Source organism: Spirosoma aureum, assembly GCF_011604685.1.
In the GTDB taxonomy this organism is placed as follows: domain Bacteria; phylum Bacteroidota; class Bacteroidia; order Cytophagales; family Spirosomataceae; genus Spirosoma; species Spirosoma aureum.
Map to the genome: position 1 here is coordinate 4,024,423 of NZ_CP050063.1, position 20,219 is coordinate 4,044,641.

A 20,219-nucleotide genomic window follows, 5' to 3' on the forward strand; every position below is an offset into this window, starting at 1 on the left:
AATGCTATGGTACGTTAACCTGGCCAGCGGGGAGGATTGCTGGCCAGGTTAATCAGTATGGAAGGCAGAAAAACGAAAGTCTACGGAAGAAAATAAGCTGTCAATGCAACGGAAGGCTCTTTACTTTTCCACCCGCCACATCATCGACAGTGTGTTGAATGATAAACGCCCTGGGGTCGGTTGAGATAATCATACTGCGTAGCCTGTTCAATTCCAGTCGGGTGAGCACAACGTACAGGACCGACTCGATATCGTGGTGACTACCGTGTTTTCCGTAGCCTTCCTGACCTTTGAGCACAGTGACGCCCCAGCCCCGATCAATGATCTGATTCCGGATTTGCTCGTGATGTCTGGAAATAATCAAAACAGCCGTGTATTCTTCAATACCGTGAATAATGAAGTCTACTGTTTTTGAGGCCGCGAAATACGTGATCATGGAATAAAGTGCCGGACTGACACCCAGAAAGAAGGCCGCAGCGCTGAAAATGACAACGTTCAGCAACAAGATAACGTCACTTACTTTCAGAATTGGACTGCTTCGGCTAATTAAGAGAGCTGCAATTTCTGTTCCGTCTAATACGGCGCCACCCCGCATAGCCAGACCAATTCCGGCCCCGATAAAGAAGCCACCAAAAACCGAGGTTAATAATAAATCGGGGGTAACATCAGGATAGGGAATGATAGCCAGACTGAGCGATAGACCGGCAATACCAAGTGTGCTTTTAAATGCAAACTGTCGGCCAAACTGGCGATAACCTAAGCCGATAAACGGTAAATTTATAACTAAAAGCCAGATTGGAAGTGGAATGTTAAATATAGACGACAGGAGCATAGAAATGCCTGTAACGCCCCCATCAATAAAATGGCTGGAAAGCAAAAAGCCTTTAATGCCCATACCAGCACCCAGTACCCCCGCTGTAATGAAAATAGTGTCTTTTATTATTCGAAATGTAGCAGAATGTTGAGTCATAGAGTAACGCTGAAGGTGGTAAATAGTTAATGAATAACTCAATAACATACGTTGAGTAAGCAGGCTGAATAGCGACTTCTTTCCTGTTGCCAACAGATTGCTGCTTACTTAATACAACCCCTCGATTGACAAATATCGTTCACCTGTATCGTAACAGAATGTAAGAATTCGACTTCCTGGAGTAATGTCAGGGAGTTTTTTATATACGGCTGCCAGCGATGCCCCTGATGAAATACCAACGAAAATGGCTTCTTCCTTGGCTGCCCGCTGAGCCCAGGCGAATGCTTCATCACGGCTAACCTGAATGCTTCCGTCAATGGAATTGACATGCAGATTCTGGGGAATAAAACCGGCGCCAATGCCCTGAATGGGGTGTGGGCCCGGAGCGCCACCACTAATGACGGGCGATGCTTCAGGTTCAACGGCATAGGCTTTCAGATTTGGGAATTTCTCCTTTAGCACTTCCGATACAGCCGTAAGGTGCCCACCTGTACCAACGCCTGTGATGAGAACGTCGAAACCTTCGGGGAAATCAGCCAGAATTTCCTGGGCGGTTGTGCGTTTATGAATGTCAATATTGGCAGGATTTTCGAATTGTTGGGGCATCCAGGCACTCGGTGTCGACTCAACCAGTTCGTGGGCTCTGGCAATGGCTCCTTTCATACCCAGTTCGCGGGGAGTCAGATCAAATTCAGCCCCATAGGCGGCCATGATCTTTCGCCGTTCAATGCTCATCGATTCGGGCATGACCAGAATTAGTTTATACCCTTTGACGGCTGCAACCATCGCCAGACCTATTCCGGTATTACCTGATGTGGGTTCAACTATTGTGCTTCCCGTCGTTAATATGCCTTTGGATTCGGCATCTTCAATCATAGCCAGTGCAATCCGGTCTTTTATGCTGGCACCAGGATTGGCCCGTTCGAGCTTCATCCACACTTCATAACCAGGAAAAAGTCGGTTCAGGCGAACATGGGGTGTTTGACCGATGGTTTCTAAAATTGTATTGGCTTTCATGGCTTTAGGTAATTAGGGTGAATGGGTAAATAGTCAATAAGGGTAAATGGGCGATTGAAGTAACCGTGTAATCACTGGCTCCAACTACCTATTTACCCTTATTGCTTACTTATTCTATAACTAAATCAGATGACAAAATTAATTGGCTCGGCATCCTCAAGTGATTTAAGCCGAACGTCGGTCTGGTGTTGATTGTAAACTAAGGAATAAGGCTCTACACTGCTGGTCAGCCAAACGTTACCACCAATTACTGAATCGTGGCCGACAACCGTACGACCACCCAGAATGGTAGCGTTGGCATAGATAACAACGTTATTTTCAATAGTCGGGTGACGTTTTTTCTGAGCCATTGATTTGGCAACGTGCGTTGCACCCAGCGTTACACCCTGATAAACCTTGACATTGGTGCCAATAATGGTGGTTTCGCCGATAACGACCCCCGTACCGTGATCGATGAAAAATGACCGGCCAATTTGCGCACCCGGATGAATATCGATGCCCGTGTGGCCATGCGCATACTCGGTCAGCATTCGGGGAAGGAGCGGTACGTTCAGGCGAAGTAGCTCATGGGCAATCCGATAGACCGAAATAGCGTAAAAACCCGGATATACCGCAACAACTTCTTCAATTCCAATAGCAGCCGGATCATTGTCGACAATGGCATGGGCATCCAGAAGCAGATTGTCATAAATGGCCGGTAATTGCTCAAAAAACTGATCAGTAATAATCTCTGGGCTAGCTGGTAGGGTAGATGCTAACGGCTGAAGCAGGTGAATAAATTGCTGATGAATTTTTTGATAGGTTTCCTCAACATGCTGAGAGGCCGACTGGCAATCCTGCGTTACTGGAAATAAGAGCCGCATGAGCTGGTCAATAAACCGTCCGGCATCTGGCCGGGAGGGAAGTTTATAACGGTATTGAGTCCGCTGAGCCTGCAGGTGGTCAAGGAATGAAGAGTTAGCGACAATCATAAGAGTCAATGCAAAAGTCGAGACAAGTCAGTTCGCTATAAAAGAGCTAAAAAAAGTAGAATAGTTGCCCCGTAATGAGGAAATGATACAACACTTGGGGGAGCTTATTAACGGCAAATTACGTTCATATACGAAGGTAATTTGTTACTATGACAACAAATAACGTACCGTAAAGTTCGGCTGGCCAGTTTGGCTCTGATTTTGTTCTATTAGTAGTTCATTTACACGTCGACAAGAACTGCCATGTTTGGTAAGGCTATATACGCATTGCTTATTTCGCTGGTTGCTACGGCCGGTTTTTCGTGGTTTATATGGTCGCTTTGTCAGTCTGACAAAAAGGCGGATATAAATACCAACATAAAAACTGTAGCCAATGTAGAGGAAGCAGGCATTGCACAGGCAGTTTTCAAATCAGAAAAATCCGTTTCTCCAGTTCGGGTAATCAATGCTTACCCCAAATTGACATTCGATTCGCCGGTTGAGTACACCTACGCAAACGATGGGACTAATCGGGTATTTGTGGTTGAGCAGGCAGGACGGATTAAAGTGTTTGACAATAACGCAAATTCATCCACCGCCCAGACCTATCTTGACATTCGTAAAAACGTGTCCTATGGCGGAGAAATGGGTCTGCTGGGACTGGCCTTTCACCCAAAATTTAACGAGAACGGGTTCTTCTTTGTCAATTATACGAAAGATAATCCCCGCGAAACAGTTGTCAGCCGGTTTAAGGCATCGTCAGTTGATGCCTTAACGATTGACCCGAAATCAGAAGTTATCCTTTTCAAATTCAGACAACCTTATTCTAACCATAACGGAGGGAAAGTGCTATTTGGTCCTGATGGCTATCTTTACGTATCGACGGGCGATGGCGGAAGCGGGGGTGATCCACAGAACAACGGTCAGAATCGGAGTAGCTGGCTTGGAAAAATACTACGAATCGATGTAAACGGCACCGAAAAAGGAAACTACGGCATTCCGGCCGACAATCCATTTGCCAAGAACAACGAGGGCATTCGTGAGGAGATTTTTGCGTACGGTTTACGGAACCCCTGGCGGATAAGTTTCGATGAGCAGGGGCAACTATGGGCGGGTGATGTTGGCCAGAATGAACTTGAAGAGATCGATATTGTCAAGAAAGGCGGAAATTACGGCTGGCGAATCAAAGAAGGGCGAGCGGATTATAATTCGGACAATAATCCATCACCGAAAAACCTGATTGAGCCCATTTGGCAATATAGCCATAGTCAGGGAAATGTATCGATCACTGGTGGAATCGTTTATCGAGGCTCACAAAACCCGTCATTACGCGGAAAATACATTTATGCCGATTATGCCAGTGGACGTGTCTGGGCACTGACACAAGATGGGAATAAGGCAGGATCGAATCAGGAAATTATTTCCAGAGCTGGCTCCATATCGGCCTTTGGTGAAGATCAGAAACATGAATTATACATGTGTGATCTGGGCGACGGGAAAATTCTCAAACTGCTCGAACATCAGCAATAAGCTAGTGCAGTAATTTTGTAGGTTGATTGTCTTGTTTTGGTTACGTACATTGGTGCACTTGACTACCATTCGTACCCACCGCCATGTTCAATCGTTTACAGGTACTGATCCGGGATTATTTCGGATTTTCGCATAAAGAGAGTAGGGGATTTCTAGTCCTGATTTTTCTAACGCTGCTGTGCCTTTTACTTCCTTTTCTATATCGATTCGTTGCTACCCGCAAACCCACCGACACATCAGCTGCCGATCAGCGCAAGCTCGACAACCTGGTGGCATTGATGAAAACGGAGGAAGCGAAGCAACCGGCCTTTAGCGACAGGTCCGACAAGGACAAAACCACCGCCGAGCGGTTTAGTGAACCTAAGCTTTTCGCTTTCGATCCCAATACGATCAGTGTGGCAGATTGGCAGCAGTTGGGTGTGCCCCGCTGGATGGCCGAACGAATTGAAAAATACAGGAGCAAAGGTGGCCAGTTTCGTAAAAAAGAAGATTTGCTGCAGATTTATGACTTCCCTCCCGATCTATACGAGCAACTCGAACCCTACATAACGCTGGCCAATCATTCGCCGGGAAGGCTGGCTCCTGATAATCACACCGGATTCGAAAAGTCCTATTCGACCGAGAAATTCAAGCCTAGTGACCGACATGCTTTTGCAGAAAGACCTGCCAAACCGACCCTTCAACCCTTTGACATCAATACCGCCGATACCACTCAACTGGTTGCACTCAAGGGAATCGGCTCTAAACTGGCTGGTCGAATCGTGAAATTTCGGGATGCACTCGGTGGGTTTATTACAGCCGATCAGTTTCGTGACATTTATGGCCTCGATTCTGTCGCACTGGCAGAATTGCAGAAATTTGGTAAGATTCAGTCGGCACCCCGTAAGATTCCGATAAATACGGCCAGCGCTGAAGAACTGGATCGGCATCCGTTTCTGTCGCGCAGGCAGGCTGAAATTATTGTCCGGTATCGCGAACAACACGGCGACTACACGTCCGCAGAAGCACTCAAACCCATTCGGGTACTGGACGAGAAAACAATTGAAAAAATAGGGCCCTATCTGGAGTTTTGACGGATTGAATTTTGAATGAAATCGTCTCCCGATGAATCAATCAAAATTCAATCACGAATCAAAAATTAGGCTTTAGCAGGTATTTGCTGTAGAAATCGTCAATTGCCTTAACTGCCTCAGTAGGCGTATCGACAAGACTGACCAGTTTCATGTCTTCTGGATTGATATTATGTTCCTGGCCCAGCATGACATCATTGATCCAGTCGAGCAAACCACTCCAGAACGACCGGCCAACCAAAACAATAGGGAAACGTGCAATTTTCCGAGTCTGAATAAGCGTCATAGCCTCGAACAATTCGTCGAGTGTGCCCATGCCGCCGGGCATCACAACGAAGCCCTGTGCGTATTTGACGAACATCACTTTTCTCACAAAGAAGAAATCAAAATTGATGCTCTTGTCGGGATCGATGTAGATATTGCTGTGTTGTTCGAACGGGAGTTTAATGTTGAGACCAACCGACTTACCGCCTTCCTCGAAAGCTCCTTTATTACCCGCTTCCATAATGCCGGGGCCACCGCCTGTGATGACACCATAGCCGTGACGGACCAGCTTTGCCGCAATTTCTTCCGTCATTTTATAGTACGGATTATCAGGCTTGGTTCGGGCCGAACCAAAAATAGATACACATGGGCCAATTTTAGCGAGTTTGTCGAATCCTTCAACAAATTCGGCCATCACTTTAAAAATTACCCATGAATCGGCAACTTTGATTTCGTTCCAGTTCCGATCCTGAAATGCTTCTTTAATGCGTTGTTCGTCGGGAGTAAGGAGTAACTCGTCGCGCTTTGGTAAATCCTGGGTAATGCGTTCGGTGCTCTGTGTCTCAGAACGATGAACATTTTCTTTTGTTTCTTCCATCAATGTATAAAAAAAGGCAGTGGGCGCGAAACGTACTCACTTGGTTAATAAACTAGTTATCCGCCCTCTTTACGTATCAAAAAAACGAGTCGGCAGCCATTCCAATCGAATTTTTTATTCGGGCGGAGTCAAATAACGAATAATTTTGCCAAAACGTTTCGTTTGCATACGGATAAATAGGCTATCGGGCTTAATAAGTGATTAAATAATTGACTATGCACCTGTTTGCCCCAATATCCTATTTGTCTACTTACCCTAATTTACTATGCCTGAACGCATTGCACTCGGCGCCGATCATGCCGGATTTACCTACAAGGAAGCTATTAAAACATGGCTCGAAGATCGGAACTATACCGTAACTGATTTCGGAACGTATTCTGGAGATTCTGCTGATTACGCCGATTTCGCACACCCTGTCGCATCGGCAGTCGAAACAGGTCAGGCCGAGTGTGGCATTCTGATTTGTGGAAGTGGCCAGGGGGTAGCCATGACGGCCAATAAGCACCAGAACATACGGGCTGCTCTGGTGTGGCAACCGGCTATTGCCGAACTAACCCGTCAGCACAATGACGCTAATGTATTGTGCCTGCCTGAGCGATTTATTTCACTGGCTGATGCCCTTCAGTCCGTACAACTTTTTTTGAACACCGAATTTGAAGGTGGCCGTCACCAGCGACGGGTTGGTAAAATTGCCTGTTAGAAAGGTACACGATAGATGCCAGATCTTTTAAGATCTGGCATCTATCAAGAAAATTAATCTATTTTCGGCGGCTTTCAAGAAACGCTTCAATTCGATCCAACGCTATGGTTAGTTCATCAACTGTAGGAAGACACACGATACGGAAGTGGTTCTTATCCAGGTAATTGAAGCCAGTTCCTGCTACAACCAGCACTTTTTGCTCGGTCAGTAAATCGTAGACGAATTCTTCATCATCGGCGATGTTGAACTGGCTCAGATCAAGCCTTGGGAAAATATACAAAGCACCCCTGGGTTTCACGCACGACACGCCCGGAATGGCGGTCATGCGGTTGTAGGCCAGCATAATCTGTTTGTAGAGCCTACCGGCTGGAATGACTAAATCTTTGATACTCTGATAGCCGCCAAGAGCGGTTTGGATGGCGTATTGGGTCGGAACATTGGCGCACAGCCGCATACTCGCCAATAAGGTCAGTCCCTCGATATACGATTTGGCGCGATGCCTAGCGCCACTCATGATCATCCAGCCACCCCGGAAACCAGCTGCCCGGTAGTTCTTCGATAAACCACCCATCGTGATGCAGAGCGTATCGTTAACCATCTTGGCAATCGGGTAATGCAGGGTTCCATCGTAGAGAATCCGGTCGTAGATCTCGTCGGAGAATACGATAAGTTTATGGCGTTCGGCAATACGGGCGATGCCTTCCAATACGGATTTAGCGTAGACCGCACCGGTTGGGTTGTTGGGATTGATAACAACGATGGCCCGTGTTCTGTCTGTGATTTTACTTTCCAGATCGATTAGATCGGGGTTCCAGTCAGCCGCTTCATCACAAACATAATGGATGGGTTTGCCGCCACAGAAGGCTACTGATGCTGTCCAGAGTGGATAATCGGGCGTTGGGATCAATACCTCATCACCTTCGTTCAGTAGAGCCTGCATCGACAGCATGATCAGCTCACTGACACCATTGCCGATGTATATGTCATTGATCGTAATGCCGGGCAAGCCGATATTCTGGGTATGGTGCATAACCGCCTTACGGGCCGCAAACAGCCCGCGTGAGTCAGAATAACCCTGCGCATTACGAATATTTAGGATGATGTCGTGAACGATCTCGTCGGGCGCATCGAAGCCGAATGTCGCCGGATTGCCAATATTGAGGCTAATGATTTTATATCCCTGACTTTCAAGCTCGAGCGATTTCTCATAAACCGGCCCCCGAATGTCGTACTTTAAATGCGTAAGTCGATCACTTTTTAATATTTCATCCATCCTGCAAAACTACAAGGCTCGTTGCCCAAAATCAATAAAACCTCAGGAAGTGCTTACTGGCGTTTGGTAGATTTTGAAAAAGTCAACGATCAATAACGCTTCCGGTAAAAGAATTCGAGTGTATAGGTAACCGTCTCGTTCAGATGCGTATCTGGATTTTGGACACTTCCCGAAGATTTAAACGGACCTGTAGATAGTTCACCGGTAGCCGATAAATACTTCAGGGCATAGGAAGCTGGCGGCTGTCCCGTCGATATAGTAGGGCGGAGTGTTAATACCGAGTCCCGTAACGACCATTTCCCTTCTTCATTTCCTTTTGACGTACCGTTGGAAGAGGAATAATCCTCCGAATAGGTCGAGTCAACCCGAAATGTGTAGGTATCCGTGCCAAGATTACTGTTAATTGTTCCGTTTAACGTGGAGTAGGATGCAGGAAGATTGGAAATAACATACCGGTTAATATCCCATTGACCGACAATTGGGCCCGAAGCGGTTGGCACCTCGCTTTCTTTAGAGCAGGCACTAATAAAACCAATGGAAAATAACGCGAAAAGGATAAGTAAGGCTTGTTGTTTCACGAAGACTAGATTTTAGTCAGTTAAAGCGGTACTGAACGCTGGAAAATGTTTCTGGCAAGATTACACAAAATGACATAATGCATTGTAGAAACAATCCGATTATCTCGAAATTTACCGCGCATCATTACGGCTTGATTCCTATTTTTTAAACGTAATAGCCCGCCCTTCCTGAGGTACCAGAAATCGATTTTCCGGAATATTTTTCTCATGCAGTGCTTTACGTAAATCTGTGACAGGTTCGAACAAGCCATCGTCTCCCTGTTGAAAAGTGCCAAAATGAATGCCGATAGCCTGTTGGGCTTTCGTATCGATAAACGCCTGTACGGCACCGGCTGGCGATACGTGAACTGGAGCCATAAACCATTCGGGCCGATAGGAACCAATAGGCAACAGTGCTAGTTTGATCGACCCCGTTGCACTGCGGGAGGCCTGTTCAGCAATGTGGCTGAAATGGGGTCCATAGCCACTGTCGCCACAGAAATAGATCGTGCCAAAGTCCATATGAAGCAGATAGCCGCACCAGAGTGTTTCGTCGCGATCGCCCATCCCCCGATTGCTGAAATGTTGGGCCTGGGTGCAGGTTAAGAGCAGTTTCCTGTTTATACGCAGGGTGTCATTCCAGTCTACTTCGCGCGTTGTGCGACCGTCTACCGATTTGGGTAGATACGATACGCCCAGTGGTGTTATAAAAAGTGGATTGTGCGTTTTTACCAGTTTCCTGAGGGTCGGTAGGTCGAGATGGTCGTAATGATTGTGGCTTAACAACACAACATCAATGGGTGGTAAGTCCTCAAAACGTAATCCTGGAGGTCGTTTTCGCTTGACACCCAGCCACGATGTAGGACCAACTCGTTTCGACCAGACCGGATCTGTCAGTATGTTAAGTCCACTCGTCTGGAGCAGGAATGTAGAATGATTTACGAATGTAACGACCAGACTATCACCGTCAATTCGGGTAGCTGGACGAGGGCCTACAAAGGCATCAGGCTGATCTGGCCACGGGCCCTTGTCACGATGCAGAAGCCATTTTAAGAGTCCACCCGATGTCCGTTCGGGCATGCCAGGATTAAAAAATTTTTTACCGTCGAAATGGTCCGTTACAGGGCCTCTGTAACGGGGTGCACAGGCTGAAAGAGTCAGCATCAACAAGCAGGTAAGAATCCGGTTCAATTTGATCATTGATTAAAACAAAGACAATTGCCCTGAACCGCCCCGTTCATGCTCTAGTAGCCATTTTTTTCGCCAGAGTCCACCTGCATAGCCGGTCAGCGATCCATCAGAGCCAATAATGCGATGACACGGAACAACAATCCAAAGCGGATTTTTACCGTTCGCAGCCGCCACAGCCCTGATGGCCTTCTCATCACCAATACGTCGGGTGAGCGCTAAATAGGAAAGCGTGTTGCCGAATGGAACATCGAGTAGTGCTTTCCAGACAGTTTGCTGAAAAGCCGTTCCCGCCGGGTTCATTAAAAAATCAAATATTTGGCGCGTTCCGGCGAAGTATTCGGTCAACTGCGTGACTGCCCGTTCAAGAGGCTGGGGTAAATTGATCGATACTGCTTCATCGGGTGAAACATCAACACAGGAAATGGCCGAAACGCCAGCTTCATCGCCAGTGACACGAACAAGGCCAAGCGGGGAATCAAAAATGGTTGTTGTCATCTACATCGAAAGTTAGCCAATTTCGGGGATTTTCAGCGTAAACCCTATCTTTGCGGTCTCAGTAACTGACTATGACAGAAGTGAAAGTTTCTCCGGCGACCTCATTACAGGATATTATCGCCCACGCCAAAGAATATGGCTTCGTATTTCCGTCCTCTGAAATCTACGATGGCCTACAGGCCGTGTATGACTACGGTCAGAACGGCGTCGAACTGAAAAATAATCTCAAAACGCTGTGGTGGAAGGCCATGACGCAACTTCACGACAACGTTGTCGGGATTGACGCGTCGATTTTCATGCACCCGCTCACCTGGAAAGCGTCGGGCCACGTTGATTCGTTCAATGACCCGATGATCGATAACCGCGATTCGAAAAAACGCTATCGGGCTGATCAGCTTATTGAACTCAAAGCAGAATCGTACGAAAACGCTGGTGATGTAGAGCGTGGTCAGGCCTTACGCAACGAACTTGGTCGTTTGCAAAGCGCAGAGGATATGGATGGCCTTCGCAGCCTGATTATTGCCGAAGGTATTAAAGATCCTGTTTCGGGTACTGACAACTGGACTGAGGTTCGTCAGTTCAACCTGATGTTCTCAACGCAGGTCGGTTCGCTGGCTGAAGACGCCAGTTTGATTTATCTCCGTCCCGAAACCGCGCAGGGTATTTTTGTGAATTTCCTGAATGTTCAGAAAACAGGCCGGATGAAAATTCCGTTCGGGATTGCGCAGATCGGGAAAGCTTTCCGGAATGAAATCGTAGCCCGCCAGTTTACATTCCGTATGCGCGAATTTGAGCAGATGGAAATGCAGTTTTTCGTTCGCCCTGGCACCGAAATGGACTGGTATGAACGCTGGCGCGATGCACGAATGAAGTTCCATCAGGCGGTTGGACTTCCGGCTGAAAAACTCAAATTCCACAACCACGAAAAACTGGCTCATTATGCCAATGCGGCTGTGGATATTGAATATCAGTTCCCATTTGGTTTCCGCGAAATGGAAGGTATTCACTCCCGAACTGATTTTGACCTGAAAGCACATCAGGAACTGAGCCGTAAAAAGCAGCAGTACTTCGATAACGATGTTGATCCGACCACTGGAAAGCCATATGGAAACTATATTCCCTACGTTGTTGAAACATCGGTTGGTGCCGATCGGCTATTCCTGGCCGTTTTCTGTAATGCATTCACGAAAGAAACCGTCGGCGAAGGGGAGGACCAAAAAGAGCGTACGTATCTGAAACTGCACCCCGCCCTGGCACCTGTGAAAGTGGCTGTGTTTCCACTTGTGCGTAAAGATGGTCTGCCTGAAAAAGCACAGGAAATTGTTAAGAGCTTACGATCGGAGTTTCGGGTTGTTTATGAAGAACGCGATGCTATCGGTAAGCGCTATACGCGTCAGGACCTGATTGGTACGCCGTTCTGTGTTGCTGTCGATTATCAATCGCTCGACGATAATACGGTTACGATCCGTTATCGGGATACGACCGAACAAATCCGGGTGCCGATCAGTGAACTGAAAGCTCGTATAGGGCAGGAGGTTTCAATGGAGCGAGTACTGGAGAATATGTAATTCGTTAGAAATGCAAATTGAGAATCCAGTTTGCGAATAGAAAAAGCGAAGGACTCAGCCAATATGGGTTGAGTCATTCGCTTTTTTTCGGTAAATGTGGGTGTAATAAGAAGCGAAAAACCGCTTAACTAATTCAAGTGTGGCATATTATTAACTAACTGACGCCGAACGCTACTCCACCGCCGACGTGATACGGGCAATACATCGCCCGTTGTCAGGTGAACCAGGCCGCCCGTGTCGGTACGCTCCAACCGCTCAACATACCGACGATTAACCACACAGTTGCGGTGTAACCGGATAAACCATTCGGTTGGTAATTTGGGCATATAATATTTCAGTGTGCGGGGCATCAACATTCGGCGACCATCCATCCAGTTCAGCCAGCTGTAATTGGCAACCGCCTGCATGTAGACCAGATCAGAAACGGGAAAAGATTGACGTCCTGTCTCACGTAGATACAATTTTAGCGGTGGCCATTCGACTGGTGAAGTACGTGCCGAAGATACGACAGATGATGCATAGGTCATGATTACTACGTGTTTTAACGGTGCTAGCCTTAGGCTTGAAAAGAAGATGATGCAATGATAATAAGGAAGAATACCAATGTCTTGCTCATTCGTAACAAGCACTATGAAATTTGTAACATATAGGCTAAGTGACTGGTTTTTATAGAGTAATAGTTACTGCCCGCTCAATAAAGAAAGGCCCGGATTCATATCCGGGCCTTTCTTTATTGAGCGGTAGACTTAAAACGACTTTAGCTTTGTGGCGACTTCTGTCGATTCTGCTCGACGTATTCTGAAGGCGTAAGGCCATGCTGCTCTTTAAATACTTTTGAGAAGTAAGCAGGTGTATCGAAGCCAACAGCATAGGCCACGTCTGAAATGGAAACGTTCGTTAGAAGCATTTCACTAGCCCGGTTTAACCGAACTGCCCGAATCAGTTCATTAGGCGAAAGACCAGTCATGGCTTTCACTTTTCGGTTAAGGTGCATGCGACTCATGTTGACGGCTGCGGCCATGGGCTCTACCCCAAACGTTGAATCGCCAAGCCGGGCGTTAAGAACTGCATAGACTTTATTCATAAACTCATCTTCTGGAACGGAACTGACTGTGGGAACATGCCCTTCGCTCAACAGTCTCGTTCGGAAGTGCTGACTGAACCGACGTTGTTGTTCCAGGCGATTTTTAACGCGCCAGCGGAGTTCATCGATCTGAAATGGTTTTGCCAGGTAATCATCAGCTCCCGCTGCCAGGCCTTCTACCCGACTTTCGATGGACGATTTAGCGGTTAGCAGCAGAATTGGGATATGATTAGTAATTGGATTGCTTTTTAATTGCCGACATAGTTCGTAGCCATCCAGTTCAGGCATCAATACATCACTAATGACCAGATCGGGGCCGTCGGCAAGGGCAGCATCAATGCCCTGCTGACCGTTGCTCGCGCGCTGAATATGCCAGTCAGCACGGAGAATATCAGTCACAAATTCAGCTATTTCGTCATTATCTTCTACCAATAACAGATGGGGCAGATCGTCGGAAGTCGTGTTTGTGTCGTAAAGCCCTGTCAGGCTCGGTTCCAGCACAAGATCTGGATTGTCGATGGATAAGTCGGTCAACGTTCCTGCGGAATGTGCTGGCTGACAGGGAATCTCGACCGTGAATACAGATCCTTTTCCAGACTGGCTCTCTACCAGAATGGTACCCTGCATTATATCGACCAACTCTTTCACTAAAGCCAGGCCAATACCTGATCCAATCAAATCTGGCTTATCTGTCTGATTAGCCTGATAAAAACGATTGAAAATGAGGGGAAGTTTATGGTCCGGAATGCCAATTCCTGTATCCTTGACGATTAATCTGAGCATACTACCCGGTATTGGTGAGTCGACCGATGCCGGGAGATTGGGTCCCCCAGAGGTGAAAAAATCAACGTCAATGGTGCCATTTTTATCGGTAAACTTTAATGCATTGGCCAGAAGGTTATTCAGAATCTTTTCGACCTTGTCGGAGTCGAACCAGTATAATCGTTGCGCTAACTGATAATGAACCCGCAACCTAATGCCTTTTCGCTGTGCTTCCGGGTCAAATGCGGTAATGGTACGCTCCAGAAATTCGGCTAAGTCACCCTGGGTTGGCGTAACCGTCAGCGTACCCGTTTCGAGTTTAGCCAGATCAAGCAGTTCGTTAATGAGCCGTAATAATTGACTGGCATTCCGATGAACCATGGCCAGGCGGTTATTATGCTGTGGATCGCTGACCTCCCTCAATAATTGTTCAAGCGGAGTCAGAATAAGCGTTAATGGCGTACGAAACTCATGCGTAATGTTGGCAAAGAATCGGGATTTGATCTCGTCAATATTTTTCAACTGTACGGATTCCTGCTCCCGCAATTCCATGCGACTTTGCAAACGAACCCGATTGATGCGAATCCGCACGAAAGCGACGATAGCCCCCAGCAATAATAGGGCGTATCCGGTATAAGCCCACCAGGTTGCCCAGGGCGCGGGCCTGATTACTATTCGAATTTGACGCGTATTAGGGCTCCAGACTCCTGATGTGTTTGAGGCATTAACGATGAATGTGTACGTGGCAGGTGGCAGATTTGTGTAAGTAGCCGTTGCCTGATTACCATTATAAATCCAGTCATTATCGAGCCCAATCAATTTGTATCGATACTGGTTTTTGCCGCTATGGTTGAATTGTAAAGCCGCAAAATCGAACGATAAAAAGTTTTGCTGATGGTTAAGCGTGATTTCGCGCGTTTCGTTAATATCCTGCGAAAGAGGTGATTCGGGGTCCGTTACACCGACCGGCTGGTTGTTGATACGCAATGCGGTTAGAGCAACAACGGGCTTGAAATGATCGTCGATGACTCGACGCGGATAGAATGCTGTATAGCCATTACTCCCCCCAAAAATGATGCGCCCATCGGATAAAGTGATGTCATGAAAACGATTGAATTCGTCGCTGGGCAACCCATCATCGGTCGTATAGTTTCGCACTTCGAACGTGCGCGTATCAAACCGGCAAAGCCCCCGGTTTGTGCTAAGCCAGAGATGGCCGTCAGCATCAGGACGAATGCCATAAACGACGTTATTGGGCAGACCGTTTCGAACGGTAAAGCTGCGAATTTTGCCGGTATGTTTATCCAAACGACACAGCCCATTACCATATGTTCCGATCCACAGAAAATTATAATGGGCAGGGTCCTGGGCTAGGCTAAGTAATGAATTAATTGGTAACGCATTAGGATCGTTAGGGTTCTCCCGCCAGTGTATCAGTCGCTTATCGGCCAGATCGGCCCGAAGTAATCCATGATTTTGGGTTGCTAAATAGATACGGCCACCGTCTACTGTCATCGCCATTATTTCATAGGGATGGCCCACGGGCAATGGCAATGGAAAAGCTGTAAATGATTGCTGAGCCTGATCATAACGTACCGCTGCCCGTGCATCGGAGCCCAGAAGTCCCCATAATTCGCCTTCGGGTCCAATGGTTAATGTCGAGAGACGAAATAATCCACCCGGTAACCAGCGCGGGGCAATGCCCGTTGGCGGAATGGCATCAAACTGATGCTGGGCTGCACTGTAGCGATATAAAGGAGCTTTTAAACCCCCGATCCACAGATTTTTTTGTCGGTCAAATTGATACCTGAGCGAAATAGGGTCCTGCCGCCTAACATCTGGCGGAATGGTTGTAATGGGTATGCCTAGCTGCTGGTTAATCCAATCGATTTGAAAATTAATGGCGTAGGGCCATCCCTGAAATGGTCGTTTATTAAGATCGTATTTGACAACGCCTTTTCCATTTGTGCCCATCCAGAGTACATTGGACTGATCGACCAGCATTGACTGGGGGTGGCTATGCACCAGTTGAGGGTAGGTTGGGAGTGGAATCAAGCCAGCCTGGTCTGTGTACTGGAAAAGATTGACATAATCATTCCCTCGGTAGTCGCCAGTAAGTAAGGGTGGCTCAAGCGGTTGATCGACGATTGGAATTATTCGGCGGGTAATGCCACCGTTTGGGTTGAACACGGCAATTTGACCCGGAAAACTCAGGATTAGCTCGCCATTGGTGCGTTCGCGAAGCCCGCGAACATCGTTACGGGGTAAGCCGTTTACAGTACGGAAAACTGTGAATTGTTGTGCAGCCGGGTCATATCGGTACAGACCGTCGGAGGTGGCTACCCAAAGATAACCATGACGATCAACGAGTAAGGCATCAATTCGATGTTGAACGGTATCGTTTTTTATTGACCAGTTTCGGTGGCTAATGGCTCCTGTGGAACTGAGTCGAAAAAAGCCATTAGTTTGCGTTGCTACCCATACATTGCCGCGTCGATCGGGATAAATTGAGGTGAGTAGGTTCCTGTTTACGATTTTACGAAAAGCCGGCGAGTCTGAAACTCGTTGTGTTTGCTCAGTAACAGGATTAAAATGATCGACATTGTTATTTTCAGTACGTGTCCAAAGCGTTCCCTGTACATCTTCCCGAATTTCAAAAATACTGCTGAAAGACGGCGATTGCGCATTATGCGGGTCGTGATGATACGTTTTAAACCGGACACCATCATATCGGCACAGACCATCGCGGGTGGCCAGCCAGATAAAGCCACGGTGATCCTGTAACATCGATTTAATGACCCCCTGTGGCAAACCATTCTGTGTAGTCAGGTAATCGGTACCGGGCACTTCAGCCCATCCTGAATAGCCAGCAACAACAAGAAAAAGTAAAGTATATAGCCACTGTGCGCGCCTATGCATATACTCCAGGGTTATTCCTGATAAATAAACGAGTATACAAACAAACTTAGCGTAACTAGCTATGCTTATTTGGTTTAGGAGTAGTGTTTTTAAAAAGTAAACTTTTGATCCCATTCGGTTTTCCCTTACCGGATTCAGCGTATGCATCTCTTGCTAAAAACCCGTGTTAACCAGCCCCTGACCAAAGTTTGGCAGGGATTTAACAGTTCATTGTTTGATCGACTTAGTCCACCATTTCCGCCTGTTGATGTTATCCGGTTTGATGGTTGTCTGAAAGGAGACGTCGTTCATTTGCGGCTTAATTTCCTGCTTTTTAGGCAGGACTGGATTAGCCTGATTGTTGACCAGCAGACAACTGATAACGAAATCTATTTTGTTGATCAGGGGACGCGTCTTCCTTTTTTTCTGGCTTACTGGCAGCACCATCATCGACTTTTACGCAATTCGGACGGGGGTACTATTGTCATTGATGATATCGTTTTTCGTACGCCATACCGGTTGACTGATCTTTTGATTTATCCGCTACTATGGCTCCTGTTTGCGTATCGAAAACCGATCTATAAACGAACATTTAAGTAAGCTGTTTGGTGTCAATTGACTCGCCAGTTAAAGTGCATATTACAGCATGAAATTGGCTTTTGCAAAAAAAAAGTTTACTAGCCGGTAGTTTCGGGACTGAAAGAGCCTAGAATGTGGACGTTAAGGGCGTTACTTTACGGCTACACGCTTTTACGAGTGCCCGGATTCTGCTACTTTTGTCAATACGGCTACTTGACCTGTTTGCATGAAACTTCCCAATCTGACTACTCGTATTTTTCTGGGCATGGTGCTCGGCATCCTGATCGGTTATTTTTTCCCAGATACCGATTCCGGATTTTCGGGAACTGATCTGAACATCCTGTCAAAGATTTTCCTCCGGCTCATCAAAATGATTATTGGGCCGCTGGTGTTCGCTACGCTGGTGGTTGGGATTGCTAAACTTGGCGATTTTGGTACCGTAGGGCGTATTGGTCTTAAAACATTAGCCTACTTCTATTTTGCTACGATTTTATCGCTGGTAGTTGGTTTACTGGTTGTAAATATCATGAAGCCGGGCGAAGTCATGAGTTTACCTTTGCCTGCAAAAGGAACCGATACGGGTGTTGAGGTCAAGAAACTGACGTTCGATAATTTTATCGAGCATATCGTTCCGACCAGTTTTATTGACGCGATGGCCACCAATGAAATTCTCCAGATCGTTGTATTTAGTATCTTCTTCGGGATTGCGGTTGGGTCTGTAGGAGCACAGGGGAAAATTATTATTAAAGCCCTCGACGCCCTGTCGCATATTATGTTCAAAGTCACAAGTTATGTGATGTCCTTTGCGCCATTTGGCGTATTGGGGGCCATTGCGGCTGTGGTGGCCAAGCAGGGCCTGGGCATCCTGACGGGTTATGTCTATCTGATTTTATGCTTTTTCGGTGGTCTGGCGTTCTTCGTTTTTGTCGTATTGGCTGTGATTTGCCTGGTCGTCCGAATTCCCTACATCGCACTGCTGAAGGAAGTTCGTTCGGCTATCATTCTATCATTCAGCACCGCCAGTTCAGAAGCCTCCTTTCCGCAAACCATTGAAGCCCTGCGTCGATTTGGCTGTTCTGAGCGGATTATCTCATTCGTATTACCATTGGGCTATTCGTTCAATCTCGATGGATCGATGCTGTACATGACGTTTGCTACGGCCTTCATCGCCCAGGCATATCACGTGCCCCTTAGCCTGGAACAACAAATTACCATGATGTTAACGCTCATGATTACCTCTAAAGGTATTGCCGGAGTACCAAGGGCATCGTTGGTGGTTATTGCCGGTACGATGTCGTTGTTCAATCTTCCCATCGAAGGGCTGGCACTACTGCTGGGAATCGATCAGGTACTTGATATGGGACGTAGTGCAACCAGCGTAGCCGGAAATGCCGTAGCAACCTGTGTTATCTCAAAATGGGAGGGTGAGTTCAGGACGCAGCCTGTTGAGTCAGAAGAGATTACCGCTTAATAAACAGTTTGCACTTTATACAATATTGCATTGAGGTTATACCACCTTTTTGTAGGTTGGAGGTGATAAATAGTTAGTTCACTCTAAACCTAAAACAACTGTGCAATCTGCTTACACCCCCGTCACAACTTACGTTAAAGCAACTCCGCTACAACGTTTCATCGCTGCATTTATTGACGGTATAATCGGGAATATACCTGTCTGGCTGTTTTTTACGGTATCCTATAATTTAGCCATGATTGGGTATGTTATCGCCATTGGCTACCTGCTCACAAAAGACGCGTTACCTGCTACAGCAGGCTTTTTAGGAGGCCAGAGTATTGGCAAAAAACTAATGGGTATTAAGGTGATCAAAGAAGATACAGGCGCCAGTCTGGTTGGTGATTATGGCACGGCCATCACCAGGCAGGTATCGCTGTTGATCCCATTTTTTAATCTGGTAGACGCACTGATGGTATTTGGTGATGAAGGCAAACGGTTTGGTGACAAATGGGCTAAAACTATTGTAGTAAAGGCTTAAGGTCAAGCGTGATTTATAGTACTTCGGTCAGTTGAAGAATCTGGCCGAAGTAACAAAGAAACCTAAACGATGTATGTTTAGCCGAAAGAAGCGATTTGTTTGTTAATAACCCCCTTATCTCAAATACTTATGGCTCAATCTGCCATACTCGAAGCCGAACTAGCTCCCTATTTTACAACGAAGGCACCTTTTCAATTCCCGATCAATTTTCGGGAAGGATTTGTTAAGTACTGGCCTATTGTCACCCTGGTGTTATTGGTTTTAGCGTTACCCGCCATCCTTGCTTTTCTGGGTTTAGGTACCTTTTTAGTGCCGGTCTCCTATGCAGGTGGGTTTGGTGCTGGCCTGGGTTATACGATTTCCATGATATTTTCGCTGGCGGGTTTAGTACTTGGCATACTGGCCTTACCGGGTCTGTTCAATCGGAAACGGTCGGGGTGGGTATTCAGCTACTATGCTCAGTTAATCGGTATTGTGAGCAGCGTGGTCGTATTTAATCTGGTGGGACTGCTCTTTGGCCTGTTATTCCTGATGTTGCTGTTTCAGGTTCGCGATTACTACAATTGATACTGCCGCACGCTTTTAAATGACTTATTGGGTCATGGCTTTCCAGTCGTGACCTTTTTTATGACCGCCCGTATACCAGAGAGACAGTTCATCCGTAAATTGATTGCCCCTTCATACTCTATATCCGTAGTTTAGCTCATAGAAAGTACCAACGA

General features: G+C 46.8%; 18 protein-coding genes. 8 read left to right on the forward strand and 10 right to left on the reverse strand.

Going from position 1 to position 20,219, the window contains the following annotated elements:
* Positions 1 to 100 precede the first annotated feature (100 nt).
* The 3 genes from G8759_RS15845 to G8759_RS15855 all read right to left on the reverse strand — a co-directional run bounded on the left by G8759_RS15845 (position 101) and on the right by G8759_RS15855 (position 2,958).
* Positions 101 to 970, reverse strand: a complete 870-nt coding sequence (locus G8759_RS15845) for a YitT family protein (RefSeq protein WP_167209584.1) — start codon at positions 968 to 970, stop codon at positions 101 to 103.
* A gap of 108 nt (positions 971 to 1,078) precedes the next feature.
* On the reverse strand, positions 1,079 to 1,987 hold the full coding sequence (gene cysK, locus G8759_RS15850; RefSeq protein ID WP_167209586.1) for a cysteine synthase A: 909 nt from the start codon (positions 1,985 to 1,987) through the stop codon (positions 1,079 to 1,081).
* Positions 1,988 to 2,112: 125 nt separating this feature from the next.
* Positions 2,113 to 2,958: a serine O-acetyltransferase gene (locus G8759_RS15855; RefSeq protein ID WP_167209588.1), complete on the reverse strand. Its 846-nt coding sequence runs from the start codon at positions 2,956 to 2,958 to the stop codon at positions 2,113 to 2,115.
* 243 nt (positions 2,959 to 3,201) lie between these two features.
* Between G8759_RS15855 and G8759_RS15860 the strand changes: the two genes are divergently transcribed.
* On the forward strand, positions 3,202 to 4,467 hold the full coding sequence (locus G8759_RS15860; RefSeq protein WP_167209590.1) for a PQQ-dependent sugar dehydrogenase: 1,266 nt from the start codon (positions 3,202 to 3,204) through the stop codon (positions 4,465 to 4,467).
* An 83-nt stretch (positions 4,468 to 4,550) separates the two neighbouring features.
* On the forward strand, positions 4,551 to 5,540 hold the full coding sequence (locus G8759_RS15865) for a helix-hairpin-helix domain-containing protein (protein WP_167209592.1): 990 nt from the start codon (positions 4,551 to 4,553) through the stop codon (positions 5,538 to 5,540).
* 58 nt (positions 5,541 to 5,598) lie between these two features.
* Here the strand turns inward: G8759_RS15865 and G8759_RS15870 are convergent, their stop codons facing one another.
* Entirely contained in the window at positions 5,599 to 6,399 is an 801-nt protein-coding gene (locus G8759_RS15870; protein ID WP_162385189.1) for an LOG family protein, read from the reverse strand.
* Between the two features lie 265 nt (positions 6,400 to 6,664).
* Here G8759_RS15870 and rpiB point away from each other — a divergent pair, with 265 nt between their 5' ends.
* Positions 6,665 to 7,099, forward strand: a complete 435-nt coding sequence (gene rpiB / locus G8759_RS15875; RefSeq protein ID WP_162385188.1) for a ribose 5-phosphate isomerase B — start codon at positions 6,665 to 6,667, stop codon at positions 7,097 to 7,099.
* A 58-nt stretch (positions 7,100 to 7,157) separates the two neighbouring features.
* On the opposite strand, the gene G8759_RS15880 is transcribed toward rpiB, so the two are convergent.
* From G8759_RS15880 to G8759_RS15895, 4 genes are all read right to left on the reverse strand, one after another.
* Positions 7,158 to 8,372 (reverse strand): pyridoxal phosphate-dependent aminotransferase, encoded by a 1,215-nt coding sequence (locus G8759_RS15880; RefSeq protein ID WP_167209594.1) that lies wholly within the window; start codon positions 8,370 to 8,372, stop codon positions 7,158 to 7,160.
* 89 nt (positions 8,373 to 8,461) lie between these two features.
* Positions 8,462 to 8,950 (reverse strand): lipocalin family protein, encoded by a 489-nt coding sequence (locus G8759_RS15885; protein WP_167209595.1) that lies wholly within the window; start codon positions 8,948 to 8,950, stop codon positions 8,462 to 8,464.
* 138 nt (positions 8,951 to 9,088) lie between these two features.
* On the reverse strand, positions 9,089 to 10,093 hold the full coding sequence (locus G8759_RS15890; protein WP_232074272.1) for an MBL fold metallo-hydrolase: 1,005 nt from the start codon (positions 10,091 to 10,093) through the stop codon (positions 9,089 to 9,091).
* A gap of 39 nt (positions 10,094 to 10,132) precedes the next feature.
* Complete coding sequence (locus tag G8759_RS15895; RefSeq protein WP_167209600.1) at positions 10,133 to 10,615, reverse strand: methylated-DNA--[protein]-cysteine S-methyltransferase; 483 nt, start codon at positions 10,613 to 10,615, stop codon at positions 10,133 to 10,135.
* A gap of 71 nt (positions 10,616 to 10,686) precedes the next feature.
* Here G8759_RS15895 and G8759_RS15900 point away from each other — a divergent pair, with 71 nt between their 5' ends.
* A complete protein-coding gene (locus G8759_RS15900) occupies positions 10,687 to 12,183 on the forward strand; it encodes a glycine--tRNA ligase (RefSeq protein WP_197933142.1) in 1,497 nt (498 codons plus the stop codon).
* Between the two features lie 128 nt (positions 12,184 to 12,311).
* On the opposite strand, the gene G8759_RS15905 is transcribed toward G8759_RS15900, so the two are convergent.
* Complete coding sequence (locus G8759_RS15905) at positions 12,312 to 12,710, reverse strand: LytR/AlgR family response regulator transcription factor (protein ID WP_162385183.1); 399 nt, start codon at positions 12,708 to 12,710, stop codon at positions 12,312 to 12,314.
* Positions 12,711 to 12,940: 230 nt separating this feature from the next.
* The gene (locus G8759_RS15910) at positions 12,941 to 16,948 is read right to left on the reverse strand and encodes a hybrid sensor histidine kinase/response regulator transcription factor (RefSeq protein WP_167209602.1); all 4,008 of its coding nucleotides are present in this window, start codon (positions 16,946 to 16,948) and stop codon (positions 12,941 to 12,943) included.
* Positions 16,949 to 17,089: 141 nt separating this feature from the next.
* On the opposite strand from G8759_RS15910, the gene G8759_RS15915 reads away from it, so the two are divergent.
* The 4 genes from G8759_RS15915 to G8759_RS15930 all read left to right on the forward strand — a co-directional run bounded on the left by G8759_RS15915 (position 17,090) and on the right by G8759_RS15930 (position 20,064).
* Complete coding sequence (locus tag G8759_RS15915) at positions 17,090 to 17,527, forward strand: SRPBCC family protein (protein WP_167209604.1); 438 nt, start codon at positions 17,090 to 17,092, stop codon at positions 17,525 to 17,527.
* A gap of 205 nt (positions 17,528 to 17,732) precedes the next feature.
* On the forward strand, positions 17,733 to 18,977 hold the full coding sequence (locus tag G8759_RS15920; protein WP_167209606.1) for a dicarboxylate/amino acid:cation symporter: 1,245 nt from the start codon (positions 17,733 to 17,735) through the stop codon (positions 18,975 to 18,977).
* A gap of 100 nt (positions 18,978 to 19,077) precedes the next feature.
* Entirely contained in the window at positions 19,078 to 19,497 is a 420-nt protein-coding gene (locus tag G8759_RS15925; RefSeq protein ID WP_167209608.1) for an RDD family protein, read from the forward strand.
* A gap of 129 nt (positions 19,498 to 19,626) precedes the next feature.
* A complete protein-coding gene (locus G8759_RS15930) occupies positions 19,627 to 20,064 on the forward strand; it encodes a chromate transporter (RefSeq protein ID WP_167209610.1) in 438 nt (145 codons plus the stop codon).
* Positions 20,065 to 20,219 lie beyond the last annotated feature (155 nt).